Raw genomic sequence first — 22,006 nt, forward strand, 5'->3', positions numbered from 1 at the left:
CACGGAAAGCGTGCCCGTCCGCGCGGGAGTGGGCACGCCTTCCCTGTGGGCGTGCGGGTCCCGGCCGGGGGTGCGAATCCCGGACCGGCGTGCCGGTGCCGGTCCACCGGCGGCCCGGTCAGTTCGACGCGGGGCCGTAACGGCGCAGCACGGCGAGTTCGGCCACGGCGGTCGCCACGATCGCCAGCACCAGCGGCCAGGGGGTGCCGACCAGGGCGTACAGCAGGATGAACGCCGGCCCGGCCAGGGCGGCGTAGACGGACAGGGCCAGCGTCCGGTCCTGGCTCATCAGCGCCGGCAGGGTCGTCCTGACCAGCCCCGGCACCGCCGAGGCGAACCGCCACACCAGCACCCCACCGACCACCGCCAGCAGCACCGCCCAGGCCCGGGAGGCGCCCGGACTCACCGCGGCCAGGTAGGCCACCAGCACCGCCGCGACGATCGAGTAGCCGGCGCCGTACATCACCAGGCGGAGCAGGCTCTCGCCAACCGAACGGACGCTGTTCACCCGGACCGGCTGGACCGAGACGGTGGCCGCGACCTCCTCCAGCGCCCGGGCGTAACGCCGCCGCTCCAGCCGGGTCTGCCCCACGTCGTTGCCTGCCTCGTCCAGCGTCGGGTCGAGCCGCAGCGCCTCCTGGTACGCCCGCTCGGCCAGGTCGAACAGGTCGAGTCGGGCCGCGACCATGCCCAGCACCAGGTGGTTCTGCGCCTCCTCGGGGGCGAGTTCGACCGCGCGCCAGGCCGCGTTCAGCGCCGGCTGGCCGTTGCGCGCGTCGGCCAGGATGCCGGCGGCGCTGCGCTGGGCGTACGCGTCCGCGGGTCCCCGGGCCAGCAGCTCGTCGGCGACCTCGGCCGCCTCCCGGAACCGTCGCAGATCGACCAGCGCGAGCCCCCGGACGGCCAGCGGGGCCGCCCAGTCCGGGGCGGCACCCGGGATCGCGGCCGTCGCGGTCGAGACGGCCACGGCGGTGTCGGCGGCGGTCAGCGCCTCCTCCGGCCGTCCCGCCGCCACCTGCACCCGGGCGAGCATCGTCCAGGCCCGCACGCTCGCCTGGTCCAGGGTGATGGCAAAGCCCAGCTCCGCCACCGCGTCGTCGTATCGGCCGAGTTCGGCCATCAGGTCGGCCCGCTGGAGGTAGTCCTCGGCGGAGGCGTGGTGTTCGGGTACGGCGTCGCTGGACACCGCCCGAGCCTAGGCCATCCGGCCAAGCCGACCGCGCGTACGCGGTGCGGTTCCGGGCACCCCGCCGGGTGTCGGGGGGCGGTTCGAACGCGACAGCAGAGCCGCTCAGCGGGCGTGCACGAGGGCGGTGGCGATGCCGGCCAGCCCCTCGGCCCGACCGGTGAGTCCGAGCCCGTCGGTGGTGGTGCCGGAGACCGAGACCGGGGCGCCGACGGCCTCGGCGAGCACCCGCTGGGCCTCGTCCCGCCGTGGCCCGATCTTCGGCCGTACCCCGATCACCTGGATCGACACGTTGCCGATCTCGAAGCCGGCCGCCCGGACCCGGCGCGCGGTCTCGGCCAGCAGCACCACGCCCGCCGCTCCGGCCCACTCCGGGCGGTCGGTGCCGAAGTTCGACCCGAGGTCGCCGAGCATGGCCGCCGAGAGCAGCGCGTCACACGCGGCGTGCGCGGCGACGTCACCGTCGGAGTGCCCGGCCAGGCCGTCGACGCCGGGCCAGTGCAGGCCCGCCACCCAGCAGGGCCGGCCGGCTTCGAAGGCGTGTACGTCGGTGCCCACACCGATCCGGGGAACGATCACCGGCACAGGTTACCGACCCGGGTGGCGCCCAGCCGCTCAGCCGACGCCCGGCTCCGGCTGGGTCTGCCACAGGTGCTCGGCCAGAGCCAGGTCGAACGGGGTGGTGATCTTCATCGCGTACGGCGATCCGGGCACGCAGGTGACCCGTACGCCCTGCTTCTCGACCAGGCCGGCGTCGTCGGTGAGCGCGTCGACGGCGGCGGCGTGGGCGGCGGCCAGGACCGGCCGGCGGAAGCCCTGCGGGGTCTGTACGGCGCGCAGCGCGGAGCGGTCGACCGTGCCGAGCACCAGTCCGTCGGCGGAGACTTCCTTCACCGTGTCGATCACCGGCAGGACCGGGATGGCGGCGTCGTGCCCGGCTCGGATGGTCGCGGCCACCGACTCGACCAGCACGGGTGGGATCAGCGCGCGGGCCGCGTCGTGCACCAGCACGATCTCCGGTCCGGCCGGTACGGCACCGAGCGCGGCGGCGACCGACGACTGCCGGGTGGCCCCACCGACCACCACGATCACCTCGGCGACCGGGGCGAGCATCAGCCGCACCGCCTCGACCTCGGCCGGCGGCGCCGCCACCACGATGGTGTGTACGGAGGGAGCGGTGGCGATCCGGCGGACCGCGTGCACCAGCAGCGGCTCCCCGGCGAGCAGCCGGAGCGCCTTCGGGGCACCGGGGCCGAGCCGTACGCCGGCACCCGCCGCAGGAACGAGGACCGCGACGTCACCGCGCGGATTGAGCTGCGCGGTCACGTCGCGGTCCTCGTTCTCTTCTCGGATGAGTGGGCGTGAATCGCCAGGATTGTCCCTACCCGGGCGTTACGCCTCGGTGAGCACCTTGTCGAGGAGGTTCTCCGCCTCGTCCTTGGTGCTCTTTTCGGCGAGCGCGACCTCGCCGACCAGAATGTCGCGGGCCTTGGCGAGCATCCGCTTCTCACCCGCCGACAGGCCCCGCTCCCGCTCCCGGCGCCAGAGGTCACGAACGACCTCAGCCACCTTAAGGGGGTTTCCGGAGGCCAGCTTTTCCAGATTCGCCTTGTAACGCCGCGACCAGTTGGTCGGCTCCTCGGTGTGAGGGGCGCGGAGGACATCGAAGACCTTGCCCAGGCCCTCTTCACCGACCACTTCGCGGACGCCGACGATCTCGGCATTCTCAGCGGGCACCCGGACCGTCAGGTCACCCTGAGCGACCCTCAGCACGAGGTACTGCTTCTCCTCGCCCTTGATGACCCGAGTCTCGATTGCCTCGATGAGTGCGGCCCCGTGGTGGGGGTAAACAACGGTCTCGCCGACACTGAAAACCATAGGTTCGAAACCCCTTTCGCTGTGTCTAGGGTAACACGCTCAGGCACCGATGTCCCACCTCAGTCCTGACCATTAGCGCAGCTCAGAGGCCCTGTGAGAGGTCTTTCTTCCGCTTGACAGGCCGCCGGCCCGCGAGTCTCACCACGCTGAGTAACCTCCGGATCACCGGGCGGCGGGGGCCAGTCGGAAGAATCGGATGTAGGGCGTTCCGGTGGTTCAATCATATCTCTCCCCCTTAGGGGACGCCGGAGACTAGCGGTAGAGGGCCCCGTACGGGACGCTGGACGAAGAGCCCGATCCACTACCACGTGACCGTCGAGGGGGCACGATGGGCACGCCCGGAAATACCGACGGGTGGCCGGAGAACAGCGGCCCACCGGACGGGCTGCCCGATCTTCCGCCCGAGTGGGGACCGATCGTCATCCCGGACGATCCCGCCGAACTCGCCGCCGAGGCCGCCCTGATCCGGCGCGAGTTGCGCCAACGGGCCCGGCGCGCGGCCTGGCGCCGACGCCTGCGCCTGCGGCGCGGTGGGCCGTCCGCGCTCCGGCTCACCCTGCTGATCATGCCGCTCGCCCTGCTCGCGGCGGTGACCAGCCTCTTCGCCGTGGTCTGGCCGGGCCAACACCGGCAGCCGAGCACGCCACGGGCCAGCGCCGGTGGCAGCCCCAGCCGGACGCTGCCGGCGCTCGACCTGGTCGACGCCGACGCCGCCCCGGTGGCGCTACGCGGGCTGCTCCCGGCGGTCATCCTGCTGACCGACGGTTGCGCCTGCGCGGACCAGGTCACCGCCGCAGCCGCCGCCGCACCCCCCGGGGTGACCGTGATCGTGGTGACCAGCGGCCGCTCCCGGCCCAGCCCACTGCCGAGCCCGCCGCAGACCGTCGCCGCCCCGGTACGCAACCTCGCCGACCCGGCTGTCGAACTCCGTGGCCTCGTCCAGACCGCCCCCCAGCCGGGCAGTGCGACCGCGCTGCTGGTCGACCGGACCGGGCAGATCGTCCGGATCCTGCCCACCCTCGGCTCGCCGGCCGACTACCAGGGCAACCTGCCCCAGCTCACCCGTACCTGACCGGAGCGGGACGGGTCGCCACCGGCCGACTCAGGACAGGGTGGTCAACCGGAGCGTCACCGCGGCCGGTCCCGGACGCGTGGTCGGCCCGGCGAGCGAGATCGTCAGATGGGGCGCGCGCGCATCCAGCTCCACCCGGGCGGAGCCCTCGCCACAGGCGATCGCCGTCGGCCGTCCCTGCGCACCCTCGACCCGTACGGTGACCGGGCCCTGCCCGTCACACTCGTACTCCAGCAGGTAACGACCACCGATCCGCGCCTGGACCCACCAGGCCGCCTGGTTGACGTTCTCGTCGACGCGGAGCACGGTACGGCGTACCGGGTCGGGCTGGGGCGACGGGACCGGGCCTCCGACGCCCCCGACCACCGCCCCGGTCACCGCGTCCAGCACGACATACGAGTCGAACGACGAATCGGGCGGCGGCACCGACGCGGACGGCACCGACGCGGTCACCGGGCCCGGCTCGGGTGCCGAGTCGGCCCACCACCAGCCGCCGACCGCCAGCGCGACGACCGTACCGACGCTCAGCACTACCCCGACATCCCGGTCGCCACGCCGTACGGTCACTTCGACACCTCTCCAGCCTCGACCGGGGTCGGTTCGGCTTCGATCAGGGGACGACCGGGAGATCGAGCAACATCGCGTACAGGGTAAGACCCGGGCCGAACGCGAGCATGACGACCCGACGCGGTGGTCGCGGCCTGTTCCGCAGCCGGTCCAGGATCAGCAGCACGGTCGGTGACGAACAGTTGCCGTACTCGGCCAGGGTGGCCCGGGAGTCGACCAGACTCTCAGGTGGCAGGCCCAGCTCCCGCTCGACCACGTTCAGGATCCGTGGCCCACCGGGATGCACCGCCCAGCCGTCCACGTCGGCGATCCGCAGCCCGTGCCGGTCCAGCAACTCCTCCACCAACGTCCGGACGTGCATCGCGAGCACCTGCGGCACCCGGGGCGACAGCCCCATCCGGAAACCGGTGTCGGTCACCTCCCAGGTCATGTGGTCGGCCGTCGAGGTGTCCGTGACGGCGGAGACCTCGCGCACCGCGTACCCCCGGGGTCCGGGCGGGGTGACCACCACGGCCGCCGCAGCGTCCGAGAAGAGCGCGTGCGAGACGATCTGCTGGGTGTCCACCCGGGCCGACGACGGCTGGATGTGCAGGCTGGTCACCTCGGCGCAGAGCAGCAGCGCCGGGCGGCCCCGGGCGGCCACGAAGTCGCTCACCGTGCCCAGGCCGGGCAGCGCCGCGTAACAGCCCATGTGCCCGACGAAGACGCGCTGGGTGGCGGCGGACATGCCCATGTCCCGGGCGAGCAGGATGTCCAGTCCCGGGGTGGCGTACCCGGTGCAGGAACAGACCGCGAAGAGGCCGATGTCCCCGGCGGAGACCCCGGCGTCGGTCAACGCCCGGCCCACCGCCTCCTTGCCCAGCGGCAGCGCCTCCACCAGGTAGCGACGCATCCGTCGCTCGGTGGACCAGGTGGAGATGTCCTCCAGCAACGGGTTGACCGCCGCCTGGCGGGTGACCACGCCGGAGTTCGCGAAGATCCGCTCCGCCAGGGCCCGGGTCGCGCCGCCGAAGTGGCGGACGAAAAAACCGGACCAGAGGTCGCCCTGGTTGGCCCGGGGCGGGAGTGCGGTACCGAGACCGGCGATCACCGGCACCGCGTCGTTGCCCCCGGCGCTCACCACCGGGGGGCCGACCCGTCCCGGTCCGGGTCCCCGCCGATCGCCGCCACGCCCAGCCAGTCGGCGCAGACATCCGAGGTGGCCGGGTGCAGCGACCCGCAGCGCGCGTCGCGGTAGAGCCGTTCCAGTGGGTGTCCCCGCCGGGTCGCGGAGGTACCGGCCGCCTCCAGCATCGACGCGGCCACCTCGGCCGCCGTGGTCCCGGCGAGCAGCTTGGCCCGCCACACCCAGCGGTTGGTCTCCGGGTCGCCGGGCTCCTCGTCGACCCGCCGGGCCGCCTCCGCCACCACCAGCCGCGCGGCGGCCACCGCCGCGTCGGCCCGGCCGATCCGGGCCCGGACGGCCGGCAGCTCCCCGAGGTTGCGGGCGTTGACGTGGGCGACCGCCGCGTCCACCGCCGCCTGGGCCACCCCGACGTAGACCGCCGCGTAGCTCGCCACCAGCCAGTGCGGCATCAGCTGCGCCACCACCAGGGCCAGCCCCTCCACCCCGCCGAGCAGCCGGTCCGCCGGCACCGTCACGTCCAGGTGCAGGTCGTGCGAGGCGGTCGCGCGCATGCCGAGCGAGTCCCAGGTGGGTTCCACCCGCAACCCCGGCGCCGAGGCCGGCACCAGGAACTGCGACACCATGGACTGGTCGGCCACGCTCCGGGCGGCCACCAGGTACGCGTCCGCGTGCCCGGCGCCCGAGCAGAAGGTCTTCGCGCCCTTGATGTGGAAGCCGCCGTCGACCTGCTCGTACACGGTGGAGAGCTGGGACAGCCGGGCCCCGGCGCCCCGTTCGCTCATCGCGACGCCGTACCAGGCACCGGCCGCCGCCTCGGCGAGCAGCCGGTCCCGCGCGGCGAGCGCCTCGTCCGGCACACCGAGCGCCTCGGCCAGTTCCTCCGTCACCGCACCGAGCGCGCCGGTCACCGAGGCGTGCATGTTGAACACCAGCGCGGTCGCCCCGTTACCCCGACCCAGCTCGGTGGCGACGGCGGCGTACTCGGCGAACCGGGCGCCCATCCCGCCCAGCGTCGCCGGCACCATCAGCCCGAACAGGCCGGCGTCCCGGAGGTCCATGAAGTCTTCAACGGGAAAGGTGCCCTCGCGGTCGTGCTCGGCGGCCCGTGCGGCCAACCGTGGCGTCAACCGGCGTACCGCTCCGAGCGCGTCCACCGACATTCCTGCCCCCTCCTGCACACTGGCCCTGTACCGGCCCTGCCGTCGAGCTACCCCTGCTTCACCCCACGGCCCTGGTTGCGTGCTTCACCCCGAGGCCCTGGTAGAGCACCGCCGTCGACCGGGTCGGCACGATCCGGGGTGTTTTCCACCCGCGACCGGCCGTCCCGGAAGTCCTGCCGCCGGCACCGGCCTGGGCGGCGAGCCAACGCAGCAACCCCGGTACGGCCGGACGGATCCCGCGCACCCGCAGCGTCACGCCGTGCCGGGCGCACTCGACCACCAGCGCCCGGGGGTCGACGAACAACCTCGGGTCGTGGATGCCCCGGGGTACGCCGCGCACCCGCTCGGCCAGTCGTACCGCCACCAGCCGGCTCAACGCCGTGTCGTTGAGCGTGTCCAGCACCAACGTCCCGCCGGGCCGGAGCACCCGGCACGCCTCGGCCACCGCCGCCCGCCAGTCCGGTACGTGTTCCAGCAGCTCACCAGCGGCGACCACGTCGGCACAGCGGTCCGCCAACGGCAGCGCGGCGGCGTCGCCGTTCACCGCGCCCACCCCGTGCGCCGCCGCCTGGGCGAGCGCCGACCGGGTCAAATCCACCCCGACGTGCCGGTAGCCGAGGCCCGCCAGGTGCGGGGCGAGCAGGCCGGCGCCGCATCCGACGTCGACCAGCACCGCCCCGGGGCGGGTCGCGGCCGGCACCATCCGGGCCCGCGCGGCGGCCAGCCAGTGCAGCATGGCGAAGACGCCCTCCGGCCGCCACCACTCGTCGGCCAGGTCGTCGTACTGCCGTGGATCGTTGCGCGGCCGGACCGGGGTCCGGGCACGCGCCGTCCGGACGTCGCCCACCTCGGGATCCTCACCCGCCATGGCTTCGAGCCTGGCACGACTCGCCGGTAACAAACAGACTTCCTCTATGTCGCGAATGGTGTTAGGGCTGGTCCGGGCGAGTCACCCCGAGCCGGCGGCGGCGGTGACGGCGGTCGCGGCACTGCTCGCCTGGGGGGTCGGACACCGGCCGTCGGGCATCGTGGCGGTCGCCGCGAGCGTGTTGGCGAGCCAGCTCGCCGTGGGCTGGCTCAACGACCGGCTCGACGCCGACCGGGACGCCGCCGTGGGGCGGACGGACAAGCCCCTCGCGACCGGCGAACTCAGCCGGCGTCTGGTGCTGCTCTGCGGGATCGTGGCGGCGCTCGCCACCCCGCTGCCGGCCCTGCCGCTCACCCCGGCGGCGCCGGTCGCGATCGGGCTGGCGCTGGTCAGCGCGCTGCTCTACAACTGGCCGCTGAAGTTCACCCCGGCCTCCGTGCTGCCGTACGCGGTCTCCTTCGGCACGCTGCCGGCGTTTGTCGTACTCGCCCTGCCCGGCACGCCGACCCCGCCCGGGTGGCTGGTCGCGGCCGGGGCGCTGCTCGGTGCCGGCGCGCACTTCGCCAACGTGCTGCCGGACCTGGACGACGACGCCCGTACCGGCGTGCGCGGGCTGCCGCACCGGATCGGTCCAACCGCGTCCCGGGTGGCCGCCGCCGGCCTGCTGCTCGCGGCCACCGCGATGCTCGTCTTCGGTCCGTCCGGGGCACCGTCGTGGGCCGGGCTCGTCGCCATCGCCGCCGCCGCCGTGGTCCTGCCGCTCGGCTGGTACGCCAGCCGCACGGCGAACCGCCGGGGTGACCGGGCGGTGGGTGTGTTCCGGGCGGTGATGGTGGTGGCCGTGATCGACGTGGTGCTCCTGGTCGCCAGCGGACGGGTGGTGTGAGCGGGTCGCCGCTGGCCAGCTCGGTGCCGACCGGTTGTCCGGGTCGCCGTACGGCGACCGACCACCCCCAACTACCCTGGAGGCCGGTCTGCGCGGGTATGGCCACCGCGCCCGGTGCCAGCCGGGCGTGGATCGCAACGAGGAGGACCGACGTGACGCGCTCGATCAGGCGACCCCGGCGGGCCGCGCTGCTGCTGGGCGGCGCGGCGACCGCTACCGCCCTGCTGCTCTCCGGGTGCGGGACGGGCCAGATCGCGGAAACCGCCGCCATGCGACCCACCGTCTCCGGGATCAACACCCAGACGGGGGACAACGCCTTCAAGCTCCGCAACCTCGCGGTTGTCTACAAGGACACCAAGGGCTACCCGGCCGGGTCCGACGCGCCGCTCGAGGTCTCCATCTACAACGACTCGGCGAACCCGGTGACCCTCACGGTCACCACCACCAGCGCCCGGGCCGTGGTGCTCGGCGGCAAGCTGGCGCCGAGCCCGCAGCCGAACCCGTCGAGCGCCTCGCCGTCGGCCGCCGGCAGCGCGAACCCGTCCGGCAGCGCCGACCCGTCCGGCAGCGCGAACCCGTCGGGCAGCGCCGACCCCTCGGGCAGCGCGAACCCGTCCGGCTCCGGGTCGCCGAGCCCGAGCGCGAGCAGCGCCGCCCCGGTCGACCAGCCGGCCCGGATCGAGATCCCGGCCCACGAGTTTGTCGTGCTCAACCCGACCAGCGGCAGCTTCCTGCAACTGGCCGGACTCAGCAGCGACCTGAAGCCCGGCCAGTCGGTGCAGCTCGTCTTCGACTTCGGCGGCCAGCGGATCGAGACCGCCGCCCCGGTCGCGATCCCGCTGACCCCTGCCCCGGTGGCCACCCCGATCGTGCCCGAGGGTGAGGGACACGGCGGCTGACCGTACGGGCGGGGGTTTCCCTCCCGGGACCGGATCGTCGAACGGGCCGGCGTGGCAGTTGCCACGACCGGCCCGATTCGTCGTACGGATTGGCTAACGTCGCGGGGTGACCCCGCCCCCCGCTCCGCGCGCCACCCCCACCCGCTCCCGAGCCGCGGCTCGCGAACCCCGGCCCACCTACCAGTGCGACGCCTGCGGACACCAGCCGCCCAAGTGGGTGGGGCGGTGCCCGGAGTGCGGCGAGTGGGGCGCCGTGATCGAGACCACGGTCAGCGGCCCCACGGTGGCCGGGCGGGTGGTCAGTTCCCGGGTCCCGGGCGAGCCCGCCCGGCCGATCGCGACGATCAGTGCCGCCCCGGCGAAGGCCAGACCGACCGGCATCGGCGAGTTGGACCGGGTGCTGGGCGGCGGCCTCGTGCCCGGTGCGGTGGTGCTGCTCGCCGGTGAGCCCGGCGTGGGCAAGTCGACCCTCCTGCTCGACGTGGCCCAGCAGTGGGCGGCGGTGGCCGGGACCCCCTCCCTGGTGGTCAGCGGCGAGGAGTCGGTCAGCCAGGTACGGCTACGGGCCGAGCGGATGGGCACCCTGCACGAGCGGCTCTACCTCGCGGCGGAGAACGACCTCGGCGCGGTGCTCGGCCACCTGGACGCGGTCAAGCCCGGCCTGCTCGTGCTCGACTCGGTGCAGACCATCGCCACCCAGGCCAGTGACGGCGTGCCCGGCGGGGTGACCCAGGTCCGGGCGGTGACCGCCGCGCTGGTCTCGGTCGCGAAGGAACGCGGCATCGCCACCGTGCTGGTCGGCCACGTCACCAAGGACGGCCAGGTGGCCGGGCCCAGGGTGCTGGAGCACCTGGTCGACGTGGTGCTGCACTTCGAGGGGGACAAACACTCCTCGCTGCGGATGGTGCGCGGGGTGAAGAACCGCTTCGGTGCCGCGGACGAGGTCGGCTGCTTCGAGATGCACGAGGGCGGGATCAGCAGCCTGGCCGACCCGTCCGGGCTCTTCCTCACCCGCTACACCGAGCCCGTTCCGGGGACCTGCGTGACGGTGGCCATGGAGGGACGCCGGGCCCTGCTCACCGAGGTCCAGGCGCTGATCGGGGCCACCGTCGCCGGCTCGCCCCGGCGCACCGTCTCCGGTCTCGACTCGGCCCGGCTGGCCATGGTGCTGGCCGTGCTGCAACGGCGGACCGAACGGCTCACCCTGCACGACCGGGAGGTCTTCGCCGCCACCGTGGGTGGCATCCGGGTGGTGGAGCCGGCGGCCGACCTGGCGGTCGCGCTCGCCGTCGCCTCCGGCGGGCTCAACCTCGCCATCGCCCCGAACCTGGTGGCCATCGGCGAGGTGGGTCTGACCGGCGAGGTGCGCCGGGTCGGTGCGGTGCCTCGCCGGCTGGCCGAGGCGGCCCGGCTGGGTTTCCGTTTTGCCCTCGTGCCGCAGGGTTGCGGCCCCGAATCGACCGGGGTCAGCCAGGAGAACATGCGGGTATGGGAAGTGACCGACGTACGATCGGCCCTGCAACAGGCCGCGCGCGTCTCGGCCGAGTGACCGGAAAGTCCCAGAGATCTCCCGTACGGACGAAAGTGACAGACACCTGGATGGTGGGCGTCATCACGACGCCGGCCCCGATCGCGGCGGAGGGAACGGACGAAGTGGCACATCACAGTAACCGCGGCAGCACCGAGTGCATGCCGATCCGTAGACTGTCCGGGTGCCGACCGACCGCGACGCGAGCAGAAGCGCTGGCGCGAGTGCCCCTGTCCGCGGCATCGCCGTGGGCTCGCTGGCGCGTACCGTCAGCGCGGGGGTGATCGTGAACGTTCCCGGATCCACCGGCGATCCGCTGCGCGCCAATCTGGCGTTGATGGCGCCCGGCACCGCGCTCCGCGACGGGCTGGAGCGCATCCTGCGCGGCCGTACCGGCGCGCTGATCGTGCTCGGCTACGACAAGGTGGTCGAGACACTCTGCACCGGCGGCTTCCCGCTCGACGTCGAGTTCTCCGCCACCCGGGTCCGCGAACTGTGCAAGATGGACGGTGCGGTGGTGCTCTCCAGCGACGGCACCCGGATCGTCCGGGCGGCGGTGCACCTGATGCCCGATCCGTCGATCCCGACCGAGGAGTCCGGCACCCGACACCGCACCGCCGAGCGGGTCGCCCGGCAGACCGGCTACCCGGTCATCTCGGTGAGCCAGTCGATGCGGATCATCAGCCTCTACGTCAACGGCCAGCGACACGTACTGGACGACTCGGCCGCGATCCTCTCCCGGGCCAACCAGGCACTCGCCACGCTCGAACGCTACAAGCTACGACTGGACGAGGTCTCCGGCACGCTCTCCGCGTTGGAGATCGAGGACCTGGTCACCGTGCGGGACGCGGTCGCCGTGGTCCAGCGGCTGGAGATGGTCCGCCGGATCGCCGACGAGATCGCCGGCTACGTGGTGGAACTCGGCACCGACGGCCGGCTGCTCGCCCTGCAACTCGACGAGCTGATGGCCGGCGTCGACGCCGACCGGACCCTGGTGATCCGCGACTACCTGCCCAGCGGGCGCAAGGCGCGCACCCTGGACGAGGCACTGGTCGAACTCGACCTGCTCACCGCGACCGAGCTGATCGACCTGGTGGCCGTGGCGAAGGCGATCGGCTACCCGGGCGCCTCGGACGCCCTGGACGCGGCGGTCAGCCCACGCGGCTTCCGGCTGCTGGCCAAGGTGCCCCGGCTCCCCGGTACGGTGGTGGACCGTCTGGTCGGTCACTTCGGCAGCCTGCAACAACTGCTCGGCGCCACGGTCGAAGACCTCCAGGCGGTCGACGGTGTCGGCGACGCGCGCGCCCGTGGCGTACGTGAGGGACTCTCCCGGCTCGCCGAGGCGTCCATCCTCGAACGTTACGTCTGACCTGACCCGCCCCGGCGCCGCCCGCGTACGCTGCGCGGCGCCGGAGGCGGCGACTCAGTCGGTGATGGTGAACGCCACCGGGTCGCTGTGCTTGGTGCCGAGTCGGGCGAAGATCTGGTACTCGCCGGGTGCCGTGTCCGGGCCGTCGGCCAGCAAGCCGTTGCACTTGGTGTCCCGGTTGCCGTTCCAGTCCGCCTGGTAGGTGTGCTCCACCCCCGGCACCAGCGAGACCATCTCTTTGCCCTTCACCCCGCAGGTGTCGGAAGACCAGATCTTCTCGGCACCGCTCTTGATGAAGACCTCCTGGAGGTCGGCACCGAGGTCACGACTACAGGTGCGGTTGGAGATGTTCTTGATCACCAGCTTCAGCCCGACCGTGCCGCCCGTCCGGATGGACTTCGCCAACGGCACCGGCACCACCGAGATCTCCTCGTCCGTGCACGAGCCGGGCGCGGGCGGCGGCACTTCCGGCACCGTACCCACCGGTGGGTCGCCGGCCGGCGCTCCGGTCGGGTCGGCGGCACCGGGGTCGGCTGCTCCCGGGTCACCACCGTCGCTCCCCTCGGGAACCGACGGCGCGCCGGTCTCCGGGATGAGCAACGGACCGGTGGGGGTCGACGCGGGCGTCGGACTCGACGTCGGTGGCGGTGTGCTCTTCGCGCCGTTCGGACCGGACTTGCCGGGTTGATTGCACGAGAAGAGCACGACGATCAGGAAGAGCAAACCCGCACCGAGCACGACGGCTCGACGCCGCCAGTAGACGGCGGGTGACAGGGGGCCAACCGTCAAACGCATGATGCCCTCACCGTATCGGGACGGGCTCTGCGTACTCCCGCGACGCGCCGGGGTTGGCGGCCACGGAATCCGTACTCCCCCGCCCGCGATCCCCTACCAGGTAAGCGGATCCGGCAGATGTCACAGGTAAACCTTGCGTTGGTAGACCGCGTGCGCGCCGGCCACCCGGTCGAGAAAGATCAGCCCGGCGCAGTGGTCGATCTCGTGTTGCAGCGCCCGCGCCTCGAAGCCGTCGGCAACCAGCCGTACGGCCTGTCCGGTGCCGGGCAACTGACCGGTCACCACGAGCCGGCTAGCCCGTTTCACGTCGCCGGTCAGATCCGGCACCGACATGCAGCCCTCCCGTCCGGGCCGCCACCGGGTCGCCTCGACAATCGTGGCGTTGCAGAGCACGAAGGTGCCGTGCACGGTCAGCGCCTTCGGGTGGCCGGTCACGTCCACCGCGAAGACCCGCGCTCCGACACCTATCTGCGGAGCCGCGAGACCCACGCAACCGGGCGACGCCCGCATCGTCACAACCAGGTCGGCGGCGAGCCGTACCACCTCGTCGGCGGTCGGGTCGACCTCGGCGCCGGCGCGGCCGAGCGGCGCGGCGGGCGCGGTGAGCACCGGGCGTACCCGCCCCCCGGTGCCGAGCACGGCCAGATCCCAGTCCCCCAGGCCGACAACCTCGAACTCCCGGCCCGCACCAACAATCTCCGTCTCCCGGCCGGCACCGTCGCCCAGGCCGGCGACATCCACCTCCCGGCCGGCGTCTTCGGCGGGGGTCACAACAGGTCCGAATCGGCTCGCCGCAGGGTCAACCCGACGTCCAGCCCGGCGGCCACCTCGGTCAACCGCGCGGTGAGCGGGCCGGCACTCTCCGGCGGCAGGTCCACCTCGGCCACGATCAGGTAGAGCGCTCCGCTGAGTCGGGTGGTCAGGTCGGTGACGTTGCCCCCGTACTCCGCCAGCACCCGGGTCACGGTGGCCACGATGCCGAGCCGGTCCGCGCCGTGCACCGCCAGCACGTACGGGTCGCCCGCCGGAGGCTGCTCCCCGTCAGCCCGCAACGCCCGTACGTTGGTCAGCAGTTGGCCGTCCGCGCTCAGCGGGTGCAGCGCGGCCTCCACCTCGTCGGCGCCCGGCCCGACGCAGATCAGGGTCATCGCGAAGTGGCCCCGTAACCGGGTCATGGTCGAATCGGTCAGGTTGGCGCCGAGACGGGCCAGCACCTCCGCCACGTCGGCCACGATGCCGGGGCGGTCGGGACCGATGACGGTGATCGCGAGCTGGCTCATCCGCGCATTCTGCCCGATCAGCGCCCCTGTACCGCCCCGGCCCGGCGTACCGGTCCACCTCTCGGGACGCCCGCCCGAGTCCTCCGGTAAACCCGTGCTGGCCCCCGCCCCGGGCGCCGCGCCAAGCCAACAGCGCCCGACATCGCGGGCCAACTCCGGCGTGGGCCGTGGTCGTGACAGGATCGGGCGCGATGTCCGAACCAACGCTCGCCACCGTGGCCGTCCGGTGGTACGACGAGAACGCGCGCGACCTGCCGTGGCGCGAGCCGGGGATCGGCGCCTGGCCGGTGCTGGTCAGCGAGGTCATGCTCCAGCAGACCCCGGTGGTACGCGTACTACCCGCCTGGCAGGCGTGGCTGACCCGGTGGCCCGGGCCAGCCGAACTCGCCGCCGATCCGGCGGCGGAGGCGATCCGGATGTGGGGCCGGTTGGGCTACCCCCGCCGGGCGCTGCGGTTGCACGACTGCGCGTCTGCACTGGTGGAACGGCACGGTGGCGAGGTGCCCGCAGATCTGCACGCGCTGCTCGCGTTGCCCGGAATCGGCGACTACACGGCGCGCGCGGTGCTCGCGTTCGCGTACGGGCAGCGGCACCCGGTGGTGGACACGAACGTACGCAGACTCGTCGCCCGCGCGGTCGCCGGAGCCGCCGACGCGGGACCGACCACCCGTCCGGCCGACCTGGTCGCGACCGAGGAACTGCTGCCGGTGGAGCCCGCCGTGGCGGCCCGGGCCAGCGCCGCCTTCATGGAGTTGGGCGCGTTGGTCTGCACCGCCCGCGCACCCCGCTGTACGGACTGTCCACTCTCCGACCGGTGCGCCTGGCTAGCCTCGGGTGAACCGGCGCCGGCCGGGCCGACCCGTCGCCCCCAGCGCTACGCCGGCACCGACCGGCAGGTACGCGGTCTGCTGCTGGCCGTACTGCGGGAGACCGCCGGCCCGGTCTCCCGGGACCGACTGGACCTGGTCTGGTCCGACGACGTACAGCGCGCCCGCGCACTCGCCACCCTGGTCGAGGACGGCCTGGTAAACCACCACTCCCACACCACCTACACCCTCCCCGGCGACACCCCACCCCCCTCCCCCTCCCCCTCGCCCCTCCGCCCCGTCGATCTAGGGGCAGATCAACGCTAGTTGATCTGCAATCACGCGGATTTGCCCTAGATCGCGAACGGGGTGGGGGAGGGGGGAGGAGGGGGTGGGGGGTTGGGTGGGGAAGGGGGCGGCCCCGGTCGGGGGATCCCGACCGGGGCCGCTTGTTGTTCGTGCCTGCTGTTACTCGTCGGCTCCTGCCGCGGCCGTGTTGCCGAGGTCGGCGGGCACCGCGTCGGGCACCGGCACCGGCTTGTCCGCGCCACGGAACACCAGCTTGGACTTGTCGATGTTCTCCGGGTCACCCTCGCAGTCCACCACCACGATCTGACCGGGGGTCAGCTCGTTGAACAGGATCCGCTCGGACAGGTTGTCCTCGATGTCGCGCTGGATCGTCCGACGCAGCGGCCGGGCGCCCAGCACCGGGTCGAAGCCCTTCTTCGCCAGGTACTTCTTGGCGTTGTCGGTCAGCTCCAACCCCATGTCCTTGTTGCGGAGCTGGGTCTCGATCCGCTGGATCATGATGTCGACGATGTGCAGGATCTCGTTCTGGTTGAGCTGGTGGAACACGATCGTGTCGTCGATCCGGTTGAGGAACTCCGGACGGAAGTGCTGCTTCAGCTCGTCGTTGACCTTCTGCTTCATCCGCTCGTAGTTCGAGTCGGAATCCTCGGAGGCCTGGAAGCCGAGCGACACCGCCTTGGCGACATCCCGCGTACCCAGGTTGGTGGTCAGGATGATGACCGTGTTCTTGAAGTCCACGATCCGGCCCTGACCGTCGGTGAGCCGACCGTCCTCCAGGATCTGCAGGAGGGTGTTGAACACGTCCGGGTGGGCCTTCTCGATCTCGTCGAAGAGCACCACCGAGAACGGCCGCCGACGCACCTTCTCGGTCAGCTGGCCACCCTCGTCGTAACCGACGTATCCGGGAGGCGCACCGACGAGCCGGGACACCGTGTAACGGTCGTGGAACTCGGACATGTCCAGCTGGATGAGGGCGTCCTCGCTGCCGAAGAGGAACTCGGCGAGCGCCTTGGACAGCTCGGTCTTACCCACACCCGACGGGCCGGCGAAGATGAACGAGCCGGAGGGCCGCTTCGGGTCCTTCAGACCGGCCCGGGTCCGCCGGATCGCCTTGGACACCGCCTTGACCGCGTCCTCCTGGCCGACGACCCGCTTGTGCAGCTCGTCCTCCATGCGGAGCAGCCGGGAGGTCTCCTCCTCGGTGAGCTTGTAGACCGGGATACCGGTCCAGTTCGCCAGCACCTCGGCGATCTGCTCGTCGTCGACCTCGGACACGACGTCGAGGTCGCCGGCCTTCCACTCCTTCTCCCGCTGGGCCTTCTGGCCGAGCAGCTGCTTCTCCTTGTCCCGGAGCTGCGCCGCCCGCTCGAAGTCCTGCGCGTCGATGGCGGATTCCTTGTCCCGACGCACCTGGGCGATCCGCTCGTCGAAGTCGCGCAGGTCTGGCGGCGCGGTCATCCGGCGGATGCGCATCCGGGCACCGGCCTCGTCGATCAGGTCGATCGCCTTGTCCGGCAGGAAGCGGTCCGAGATGTACCGGTCGGCCAGCGTCGCTGCGGCGACCAGCGCGGCGTCGGTGATGCTCACCCGGTGGTGGGCCTCGTACCGGTCCCGCAGACCCTTGAGGATCTCGATGGTGTGGGCGAGCGACGGCTCACCCACCTGGATCGGCTGGAACCGGCGCTCGAGCGCGGCGTCCTTCTCCAGGTGCTTGCGGTACTCGTCGAGCGTGGTCGCGCCGATGGTCTGCAGCTCGCCACGGGCCAGCATCGGCTTGAGGATGCTCGCCGCGTCGATCGCGCCCTCGGCGGCGCCCGCGCCGACCAGGGTGTGGATCTCGTCAATGAACAGGATGATGTCCCCGCGGGTGCGGATCTCCTTCAGCACCTTCTTCAGGCGCTCCTCGAAGTCACCGCGGTAGCGCGAGCCAGCCACCAGGGCACCCAGGTCAAGCGTGTAGAGCTGCTTGTCCTTGAGCGTCTCCGGGACCTCGCCCTTGATGATCCGCTGGGACAGCCCCTCGACGACCGCGGTCTTGCCGACCCCGGGCTCGCCGATCAGGACGGGGTTGTTCTTGGTACGGCGGGAGAGCACCTGCATCACCCGCTCGATTTCCTTCTCGCGCCCGATGACCGGGTCGAGCTTGCCCTCCCGGGCGGCCTGGGTCAGGTTCCGGCCGAACTGGTCCAGCACGAGGCTGGTCGACGGCGCGGCCTCACCCGGCGCGGCTCCGGCGGCGGCCGGTTCCTTGCCCTGGTAGCCGGAGAGGAGCTGGATCACCTGCTGGCGGACCCGGTTGAGGTCGGCGCCGAGCTTGACCAGCACCTGGGCGGCGACGCCCTCACCCTCACGGATCAGCCCGAGCAGGATGTGCTCCGTACCGATGTAGTTGTGGCCGAGCTGCAGCGCCTCGCGCAGCGACAGCTCCAGCACCTTCTTGGCCCGCGGCGTGAACGGGATGTGCCCACTCGGCGCCTGCTGACCCTGGCCGATGATTTCCTCGACCTGCTGGCGGACGCCCTCCAGGGAGATGCCCAGGCTCTCCAGAGCCTTGGCGGCGACGCCTTCGCCCTCGTGGATGAGACCCAACAGGATGTGTTCCGTACCGATGTAGTTGTGGTTGAGCATCCGGGCTTCTTCTTGAGCCAGGACGACAACCCGCCGCGCTCGGTCGGTGAACCGCTCGAACATGCCCTCGTGCTCCTCACGTGCCGTGCGCCATTGATCTTGGCGGGGCCAGCGCCCGGGCGTCCAGGTGACACCCGTGCCATCACTCTATCGCCGCGAACCGACTCTCTTGAGGTCGTGTGTTGCTGGAATGCGCCACGTCCGCGACGTTTTTTCCCAACTGCCCGCGCTCAGAGCATGTTCCCCGGCCCTCGGCTCTACGCGTAGAGCGAAATCCAGCCGGGCAGTCCGACGTCCACAGGCAGTCCCGAGTTCATCCACAGCTTGTGGATAACTCTTCCACTGGTTGTGGACAACGCCCGACCTGCCCGATTCGTTCCCACCTCACCCAACGGATCTTCCACCCACCACTCACGCCCGCCAGAGCGAGCAGCACCCACGACACCCACGGCGAGCACCACCCCACGGCAGCACCCCTGAAGCCCCACCCCCGCATGGTCAGCCCCGAACCGGGCACGGTCAGCCCCGAACCAGACATCGAACAGCCAAACCAGACGCAGCGACACAAAAAACCAGCGCCGGGCCAGAAGCGTCAAATCCGCTCCGGACCCGGCGCAGCGGCCGGTCGATCAACACGACTCAGCGGCCAGCCTTGGCGTGGTACTCGTCCACGATCTCCTGGGGGATGCGCCCACGGTCGGAGATGTCCCGGCCCTCCTTCTTGGCCCAGGCCCGGATCGCCTTGTTCTGCTCCCGGTCGGCGGTGGCGCCACCGCGCCCGCGAGCGGCCCGGCCACCGACGACCACACCGCCCCGACCGACCTTCGAGCCGGCCGCGACGTACGGGCTGAAAAGGTCCCGCAATTTGCCTGCGTTCTTCTTCGACAGGTCGATCTCGTACTGAACGCCGTCGAGCGAGAACTTGACGGTCTCTTCCGCGTCGCCGCCGTCAAGGTCATCGACAAGCTTGTGAATGATCTGCTTGGCCACGTGCCGTAATCCTCTCGAGCAGGGTGTTCCGCAAACAAGAGCACAATAGCCCGTTACGCGCTCGTTGCGTCAATAGGACCCGGAAATTACTCAACCGACTTACGCGACTACTCCGCGCGGATCAAGGGGAACAGGATGGTTTCCCGAATTCCGAGGCCGGTGAGGGTCATCAGGAGCCGGTCGATTCCCATTCCGACGCCCCCCGAGGGCGGCATTCCGTACTCCAACGCGCGGAGGAAGTCCTCGTCCAGCCGCATTGCCTCATCGTCGCCCTTGGCTGCCAGTTGCGCCTGGGCGATCAGCCTGGCCCGCTGCACCACCGGGTCCACTAGTTCGGAGTAGCCGGTGCCGAGTTCGAATCCGAGGACGTACAGGTCCCATTTTTCGGTGAGTCCTGGCTGGTCACGGTGGGCGCGGACGAGCGGACTGGTCTCCTCCGGGTAGTCCCGTACGAACGTCGGCTCGCGCAGGCCGGGAACCACCAACTCCTCGAAGAGTTCCTCGGCGAGCTTGCCCGGCCCCCACTTGGGATCGACCCCAAGGCCCACCTTTTCCGCGTACCGCACGAGCTGGCCACGATCGGTCGCGACGGTCACCTCCTCGCCGAGCGCCTCCGAAATCGAGCCGAAGAGAGTGGTCGAGCGCCACTCGCCGCTCAGGTCCAACTCGGCACCGTCGGCGTGCGTCACGACGTGCGAGCCACTCACCGCGTACGCCGCCTCCTGCACCAGTTCCCGGGTGAGCTTGGCCATAGTGTCGTAGTTGCCGTATGCCTCGTACATCTCGAGCATCGCGAACTCCGGTGAGTGCGACGAGTCGATGCCCTCATTACGGAAGTTGCGGTTGATCTCGAAGACCCGGTCGATCCCGCCGACCACGGCGCGCTTGAGATAAAGCTCCGGGGCGATTCGTAGGTACAGATCGGTGTCCAGTGCATTGCTGTGCGTCACGAATGGCCGGGCGGTAGCCCCACCGTGCAGCAACTGGAGCATCGGGGTTTCCACCTCGACGAAACTGCGCGCGTGCAGAGAATCGCGCAGACTCCGTACGGCGGTGGCCCGGGTGCGTACGGTCTCCCGCGCCTGCGGCCGGACGATCAGGTCGACATAACGCTGCCGGACCCGCGCCTCCTCGCTCAGCGGCTTGTGCGCCACCGGCAACGGCCGCAGCGCCTTCGCGGTGATCGTCCAGGAGTCCGCCAGGACGGAGAGCTCACCGCGCCGGCTGGTGATCACCTCGCCGGTGACCCCGATGTGGTCACCGAGATCGACCTGGCGCTTCCACTCGTCCAGCCGCTCGGCACCGACCTTGTCCAAGGAGATCATCGCCTGGATCTCGGTGCCGTCACCGTCACGCAGGGTGGCGAAGCAGAGCTTGCCGCTGTTCCGTACGAAGATCACCCGACCGGTCACCGCGACGGTGTCGCCGGACGCGGTGTCGGTGGCGAGGTCGACATACCGGGCGCGGACCTCGGCCAGGTTCGCGGTACGCGGGTATCCGACCGGGTACGGCTCGACGCCGTCGGCGAGCAGGCGGTCCCGCTTCTCCCGTCGTACCCGCATCTGCTCCGGAAGGTCGTCCACGGGGTCGGCGGGGGCGGGGATGTGCTCGGTCACGGCAGGCTTCCTCAGGACAGTGGTTCGGCAGAGTTCCCCGAGCCTACTCAAGTGCTTCAGGCCCGGACATCGGATAACCCCGGGAAGACCCCCCATGGCATCGGACAACCCGGAAAAGACCCCGGTGGCATCACCTGACCCCGATGGCGTCGAACGACTCGCGAAGGCCCGGATGGCTAGCATGAGCGGCATGGCAGATCTTGAACAGGCACTCTCGTTCGGGACCGCCGCGGCGACCTACGACCGGTTCCGTCCGGCCTATCCGTTGACCGCGCTCACCTGGGCGGTCGACGCACCCGCGCCGGTCGAGGCGGTCGACCTCGCCGCCGGCACCGGCATCCTGACCCGGCAACTGCTCGGGCTCGGGCACCGGGTCGTACCGGTCGAGCCGGACCCCGGCATGCGGGCCCAGCTCGACCTCGCCACGCCGGGCACGACGGCGTTGGCCGGGAGCGCCGAGTCGATGCCACTGCCGGACGGCGTCGCCGACGTGGTCATGACCGGCCAGGCGTACCACTGGTTCGATCGCGAGCGCGCGCACGCCGAGGTGGCCCGGGTGCTGCGTCCGGGCGGGCGCTTCGCCCCGATCTGGAACAGCCGGGACGAGTCGGTGCCGTGGGTGGCCGAGCTGAGCCGCCTGCTCGCCAACTTCGCCGGGCGGTCCAGCGTCGACACCGCCCCGGACCTGACCTCCTTCGGTGAATGGTTCGAGCCGCTGGAGCGGGCCGAGTTCACCCACGCCACCCGTCACACCGCCGACACCCTGGTCGGGCTGGTCGGCACCCGTTCCTACTATCTGACCGCGTCACCGCAGCGTCGGCGCGAGCTGGAGTCGGCCGTACGCGACCTCGCCACCAACCATCCCGACCTGGCCGGGCTGGAGAGCTTCGAACTGCCGTACCGGACCACCGCCTACCGCGCCCGCCGGGTGTAAGGAAGGGCCCCTTGTTAACGCGGCGGATTCCAGGGGTCGTTGCAACACGGTGGTTAGTCGGTGACGGTTAGGAGTTTAGCGAGGCGCTCGGCTGGGGTGTCCCAGCCGA

Annotated in this window: 21 protein-coding genes; 7 read left to right on the plus strand and 14 right to left on the minus strand. The window is 71.6% G+C overall.

Going from position 1 to position 22,006, the window contains the following annotated elements:
- Nucleotides 1-118 precede the first annotated feature (118 nt).
- From ACI2K4_RS33755 to ACI2K4_RS33770, 4 genes are all read right to left on the minus strand, one after another.
- On the minus strand, nt 119-1,186 hold the full coding sequence (locus tag ACI2K4_RS33755; RefSeq protein WP_404517245.1) for a tetratricopeptide repeat protein: 1,068 nt from the start codon (nt 1,184-1,186) through the stop codon (nt 119-121).
- A gap of 105 nt (nt 1,187-1,291) precedes the next feature.
- Nucleotides 1,292-1,765 carry a 2-C-methyl-D-erythritol 2,4-cyclodiphosphate synthase gene (ispF, locus tag ACI2K4_RS33760; protein WP_404517246.1) on the minus strand — a complete coding sequence of 158 codons (474 nt, stop codon included), beginning with the start codon at nt 1,763-1,765 and terminating at the stop codon, nt 1,292-1,294.
- Nucleotides 1,766-1,801: 36 nt separating this feature from the next.
- A complete protein-coding gene (gene ispD / locus ACI2K4_RS33765; protein WP_404517247.1) occupies nt 1,802-2,512 on the minus strand; it encodes a 2-C-methyl-D-erythritol 4-phosphate cytidylyltransferase in 711 nt (236 codons plus the stop codon).
- A gap of 66 nt (nt 2,513-2,578) precedes the next feature.
- Nucleotides 2,579-3,064, minus strand: a complete 486-nt coding sequence (locus ACI2K4_RS33770) for a CarD family transcriptional regulator (RefSeq protein WP_396808197.1) — start codon at nt 3,062-3,064, stop codon at nt 2,579-2,581.
- 328 nt (nt 3,065-3,392) lie between these two features.
- Between ACI2K4_RS33770 and ACI2K4_RS33775 the strand changes: the two genes are divergently transcribed.
- Nucleotides 3,393-4,136: a hypothetical protein gene (locus tag ACI2K4_RS33775; RefSeq protein ID WP_404517248.1), complete on the plus strand. Its 744-nt coding sequence runs from the start codon at nt 3,393-3,395 to the stop codon at nt 4,134-4,136.
- 30 nt (nt 4,137-4,166) lie between these two features.
- Here ACI2K4_RS33775 and ACI2K4_RS33780 read toward each other — a convergent pair whose 3' ends face one another.
- From ACI2K4_RS33780 to ACI2K4_RS33795, 4 genes are read right to left on the minus strand one after another with little or no spacing between them, the layout of a single operon-like run.
- On the minus strand, nt 4,167-4,703 hold the full coding sequence (locus tag ACI2K4_RS33780) for a hypothetical protein (RefSeq protein ID WP_404517249.1): 537 nt from the start codon (nt 4,701-4,703) through the stop codon (nt 4,167-4,169).
- Nucleotides 4,704-4,746: 43 nt separating this feature from the next.
- A complete protein-coding gene (locus tag ACI2K4_RS33785; protein WP_404517250.1) occupies nt 4,747-5,826 on the minus strand; it encodes a type III polyketide synthase in 1,080 nt (359 codons plus the stop codon).
- Nucleotides 5,820-6,989, minus strand: coding sequence for an acyl-CoA dehydrogenase family protein (locus ACI2K4_RS33790; protein ID WP_404517251.1), 1,170 nt, complete (start codon nt 6,987-6,989; stop codon nt 5,820-5,822). The genes ACI2K4_RS33785 and ACI2K4_RS33790 overlap by 7 nt, the downstream gene beginning before the upstream one ends.
- A 58-nt stretch (nt 6,990-7,047) precedes the next feature.
- The gene (locus tag ACI2K4_RS33795) at nt 7,048-7,857 is read right to left on the minus strand and encodes a methyltransferase domain-containing protein (protein WP_404517252.1); all 810 of its coding nucleotides are present in this window, start codon (nt 7,855-7,857) and stop codon (nt 7,048-7,050) included.
- Between ACI2K4_RS33795 and ACI2K4_RS33800 the strand changes: the two genes are divergently transcribed.
- From ACI2K4_RS33800 to disA, 4 genes are all read left to right on the plus strand, one after another.
- On the plus strand, nt 7,856-8,743 hold the full coding sequence (locus tag ACI2K4_RS33800) for a UbiA family prenyltransferase (protein ID WP_404517253.1): 888 nt from the start codon (nt 7,856-7,858) through the stop codon (nt 8,741-8,743). The two genes, ACI2K4_RS33795 and ACI2K4_RS33800, sit on opposite strands and share 2 nt — an antisense overlap.
- A 152-nt stretch (nt 8,744-8,895) precedes the next feature.
- On the plus strand, nt 8,896-9,642 hold the full coding sequence (locus tag ACI2K4_RS33805; protein ID WP_404517254.1) for a hypothetical protein: 747 nt from the start codon (nt 8,896-8,898) through the stop codon (nt 9,640-9,642).
- Between the two features lie 106 nt (nt 9,643-9,748).
- Nucleotides 9,749-11,191 (plus strand): DNA repair protein RadA, encoded by a 1,443-nt coding sequence (radA, locus tag ACI2K4_RS33810; RefSeq protein ID WP_404517255.1) that lies wholly within the window; start codon nt 9,749-9,751, stop codon nt 11,189-11,191.
- Nucleotides 11,192-11,354: 163 nt separating this feature from the next.
- Nucleotides 11,355-12,539: a DNA integrity scanning diadenylate cyclase DisA gene (disA, locus tag ACI2K4_RS33815; protein WP_404517256.1), complete on the plus strand. Its 1,185-nt coding sequence runs from the start codon at nt 11,355-11,357 to the stop codon at nt 12,537-12,539.
- A 54-nt stretch (nt 12,540-12,593) separates the two neighbouring features.
- Here the strand turns inward: disA and ACI2K4_RS33820 are convergent, their stop codons facing one another.
- The 3 genes from ACI2K4_RS33820 to ACI2K4_RS33830 all read right to left on the minus strand — a co-directional run bounded on the left by ACI2K4_RS33820 (nt 12,594) and on the right by ACI2K4_RS33830 (nt 14,614).
- Nucleotides 12,594-13,334 (minus strand): hypothetical protein, encoded by a 741-nt coding sequence (locus tag ACI2K4_RS33820; RefSeq protein ID WP_404517257.1) that lies wholly within the window; start codon nt 13,332-13,334, stop codon nt 12,594-12,596.
- A gap of 120 nt (nt 13,335-13,454) precedes the next feature.
- Nucleotides 13,455-14,030, minus strand: coding sequence for a peptide deformylase (locus ACI2K4_RS33825; protein ID WP_404517264.1), 576 nt, complete (start codon nt 14,028-14,030; stop codon nt 13,455-13,457).
- Between the two features lie 71 nt (nt 14,031-14,101).
- Nucleotides 14,102-14,614, minus strand: coding sequence for a glycine cleavage system protein R (locus tag ACI2K4_RS33830; protein WP_404517258.1), 513 nt, complete (start codon nt 14,612-14,614; stop codon nt 14,102-14,104).
- 191 nt (nt 14,615-14,805) lie between these two features.
- Between ACI2K4_RS33830 and ACI2K4_RS33835 the strand changes: the two genes are divergently transcribed.
- Entirely contained in the window at nt 14,806-15,747 is a 942-nt protein-coding gene (locus ACI2K4_RS33835; RefSeq protein ID WP_404517259.1) for an A/G-specific adenine glycosylase, read from the plus strand.
- A gap of 141 nt (nt 15,748-15,888) precedes the next feature.
- Here the strand turns inward: ACI2K4_RS33835 and ACI2K4_RS33840 are convergent, their stop codons facing one another.
- The 3 genes from ACI2K4_RS33840 to lysS form a co-directional block, all read right to left on the minus strand.
- Nucleotides 15,889-18,420: an ATP-dependent Clp protease ATP-binding subunit gene (locus ACI2K4_RS33840; RefSeq protein ID WP_121157508.1), complete on the minus strand. Its 2,532-nt coding sequence runs from the start codon at nt 18,418-18,420 to the stop codon at nt 15,889-15,891.
- 576 nt (nt 18,421-18,996) lie between these two features.
- On the minus strand, nt 18,997-19,347 hold the full coding sequence (locus ACI2K4_RS33845) for an Lsr2 family protein (RefSeq protein ID WP_404517260.1): 351 nt from the start codon (nt 19,345-19,347) through the stop codon (nt 18,997-18,999).
- A gap of 107 nt (nt 19,348-19,454) precedes the next feature.
- Complete coding sequence (gene lysS / locus ACI2K4_RS33850; protein WP_404517265.1) at nt 19,455-20,909, minus strand: lysine--tRNA ligase; 1,455 nt, start codon at nt 20,907-20,909, stop codon at nt 19,455-19,457.
- A gap of 244 nt (nt 20,910-21,153) precedes the next feature.
- On the opposite strand from lysS, the gene ACI2K4_RS33855 reads away from it, so the two are divergent.
- Nucleotides 21,154-21,897, plus strand: a complete 744-nt coding sequence (locus ACI2K4_RS33855) for a class I SAM-dependent methyltransferase (RefSeq protein ID WP_404517261.1) — start codon at nt 21,154-21,156, stop codon at nt 21,895-21,897.
- Nucleotides 21,898-22,006 lie beyond the last annotated feature (109 nt).

The sequence above is a fragment of the Micromonospora sp. NPDC050397 genome (assembly GCF_044901685.1).
Classification (GTDB): Bacteria; Actinomycetota; Actinomycetes; order Mycobacteriales; family Micromonosporaceae; genus Micromonospora_G.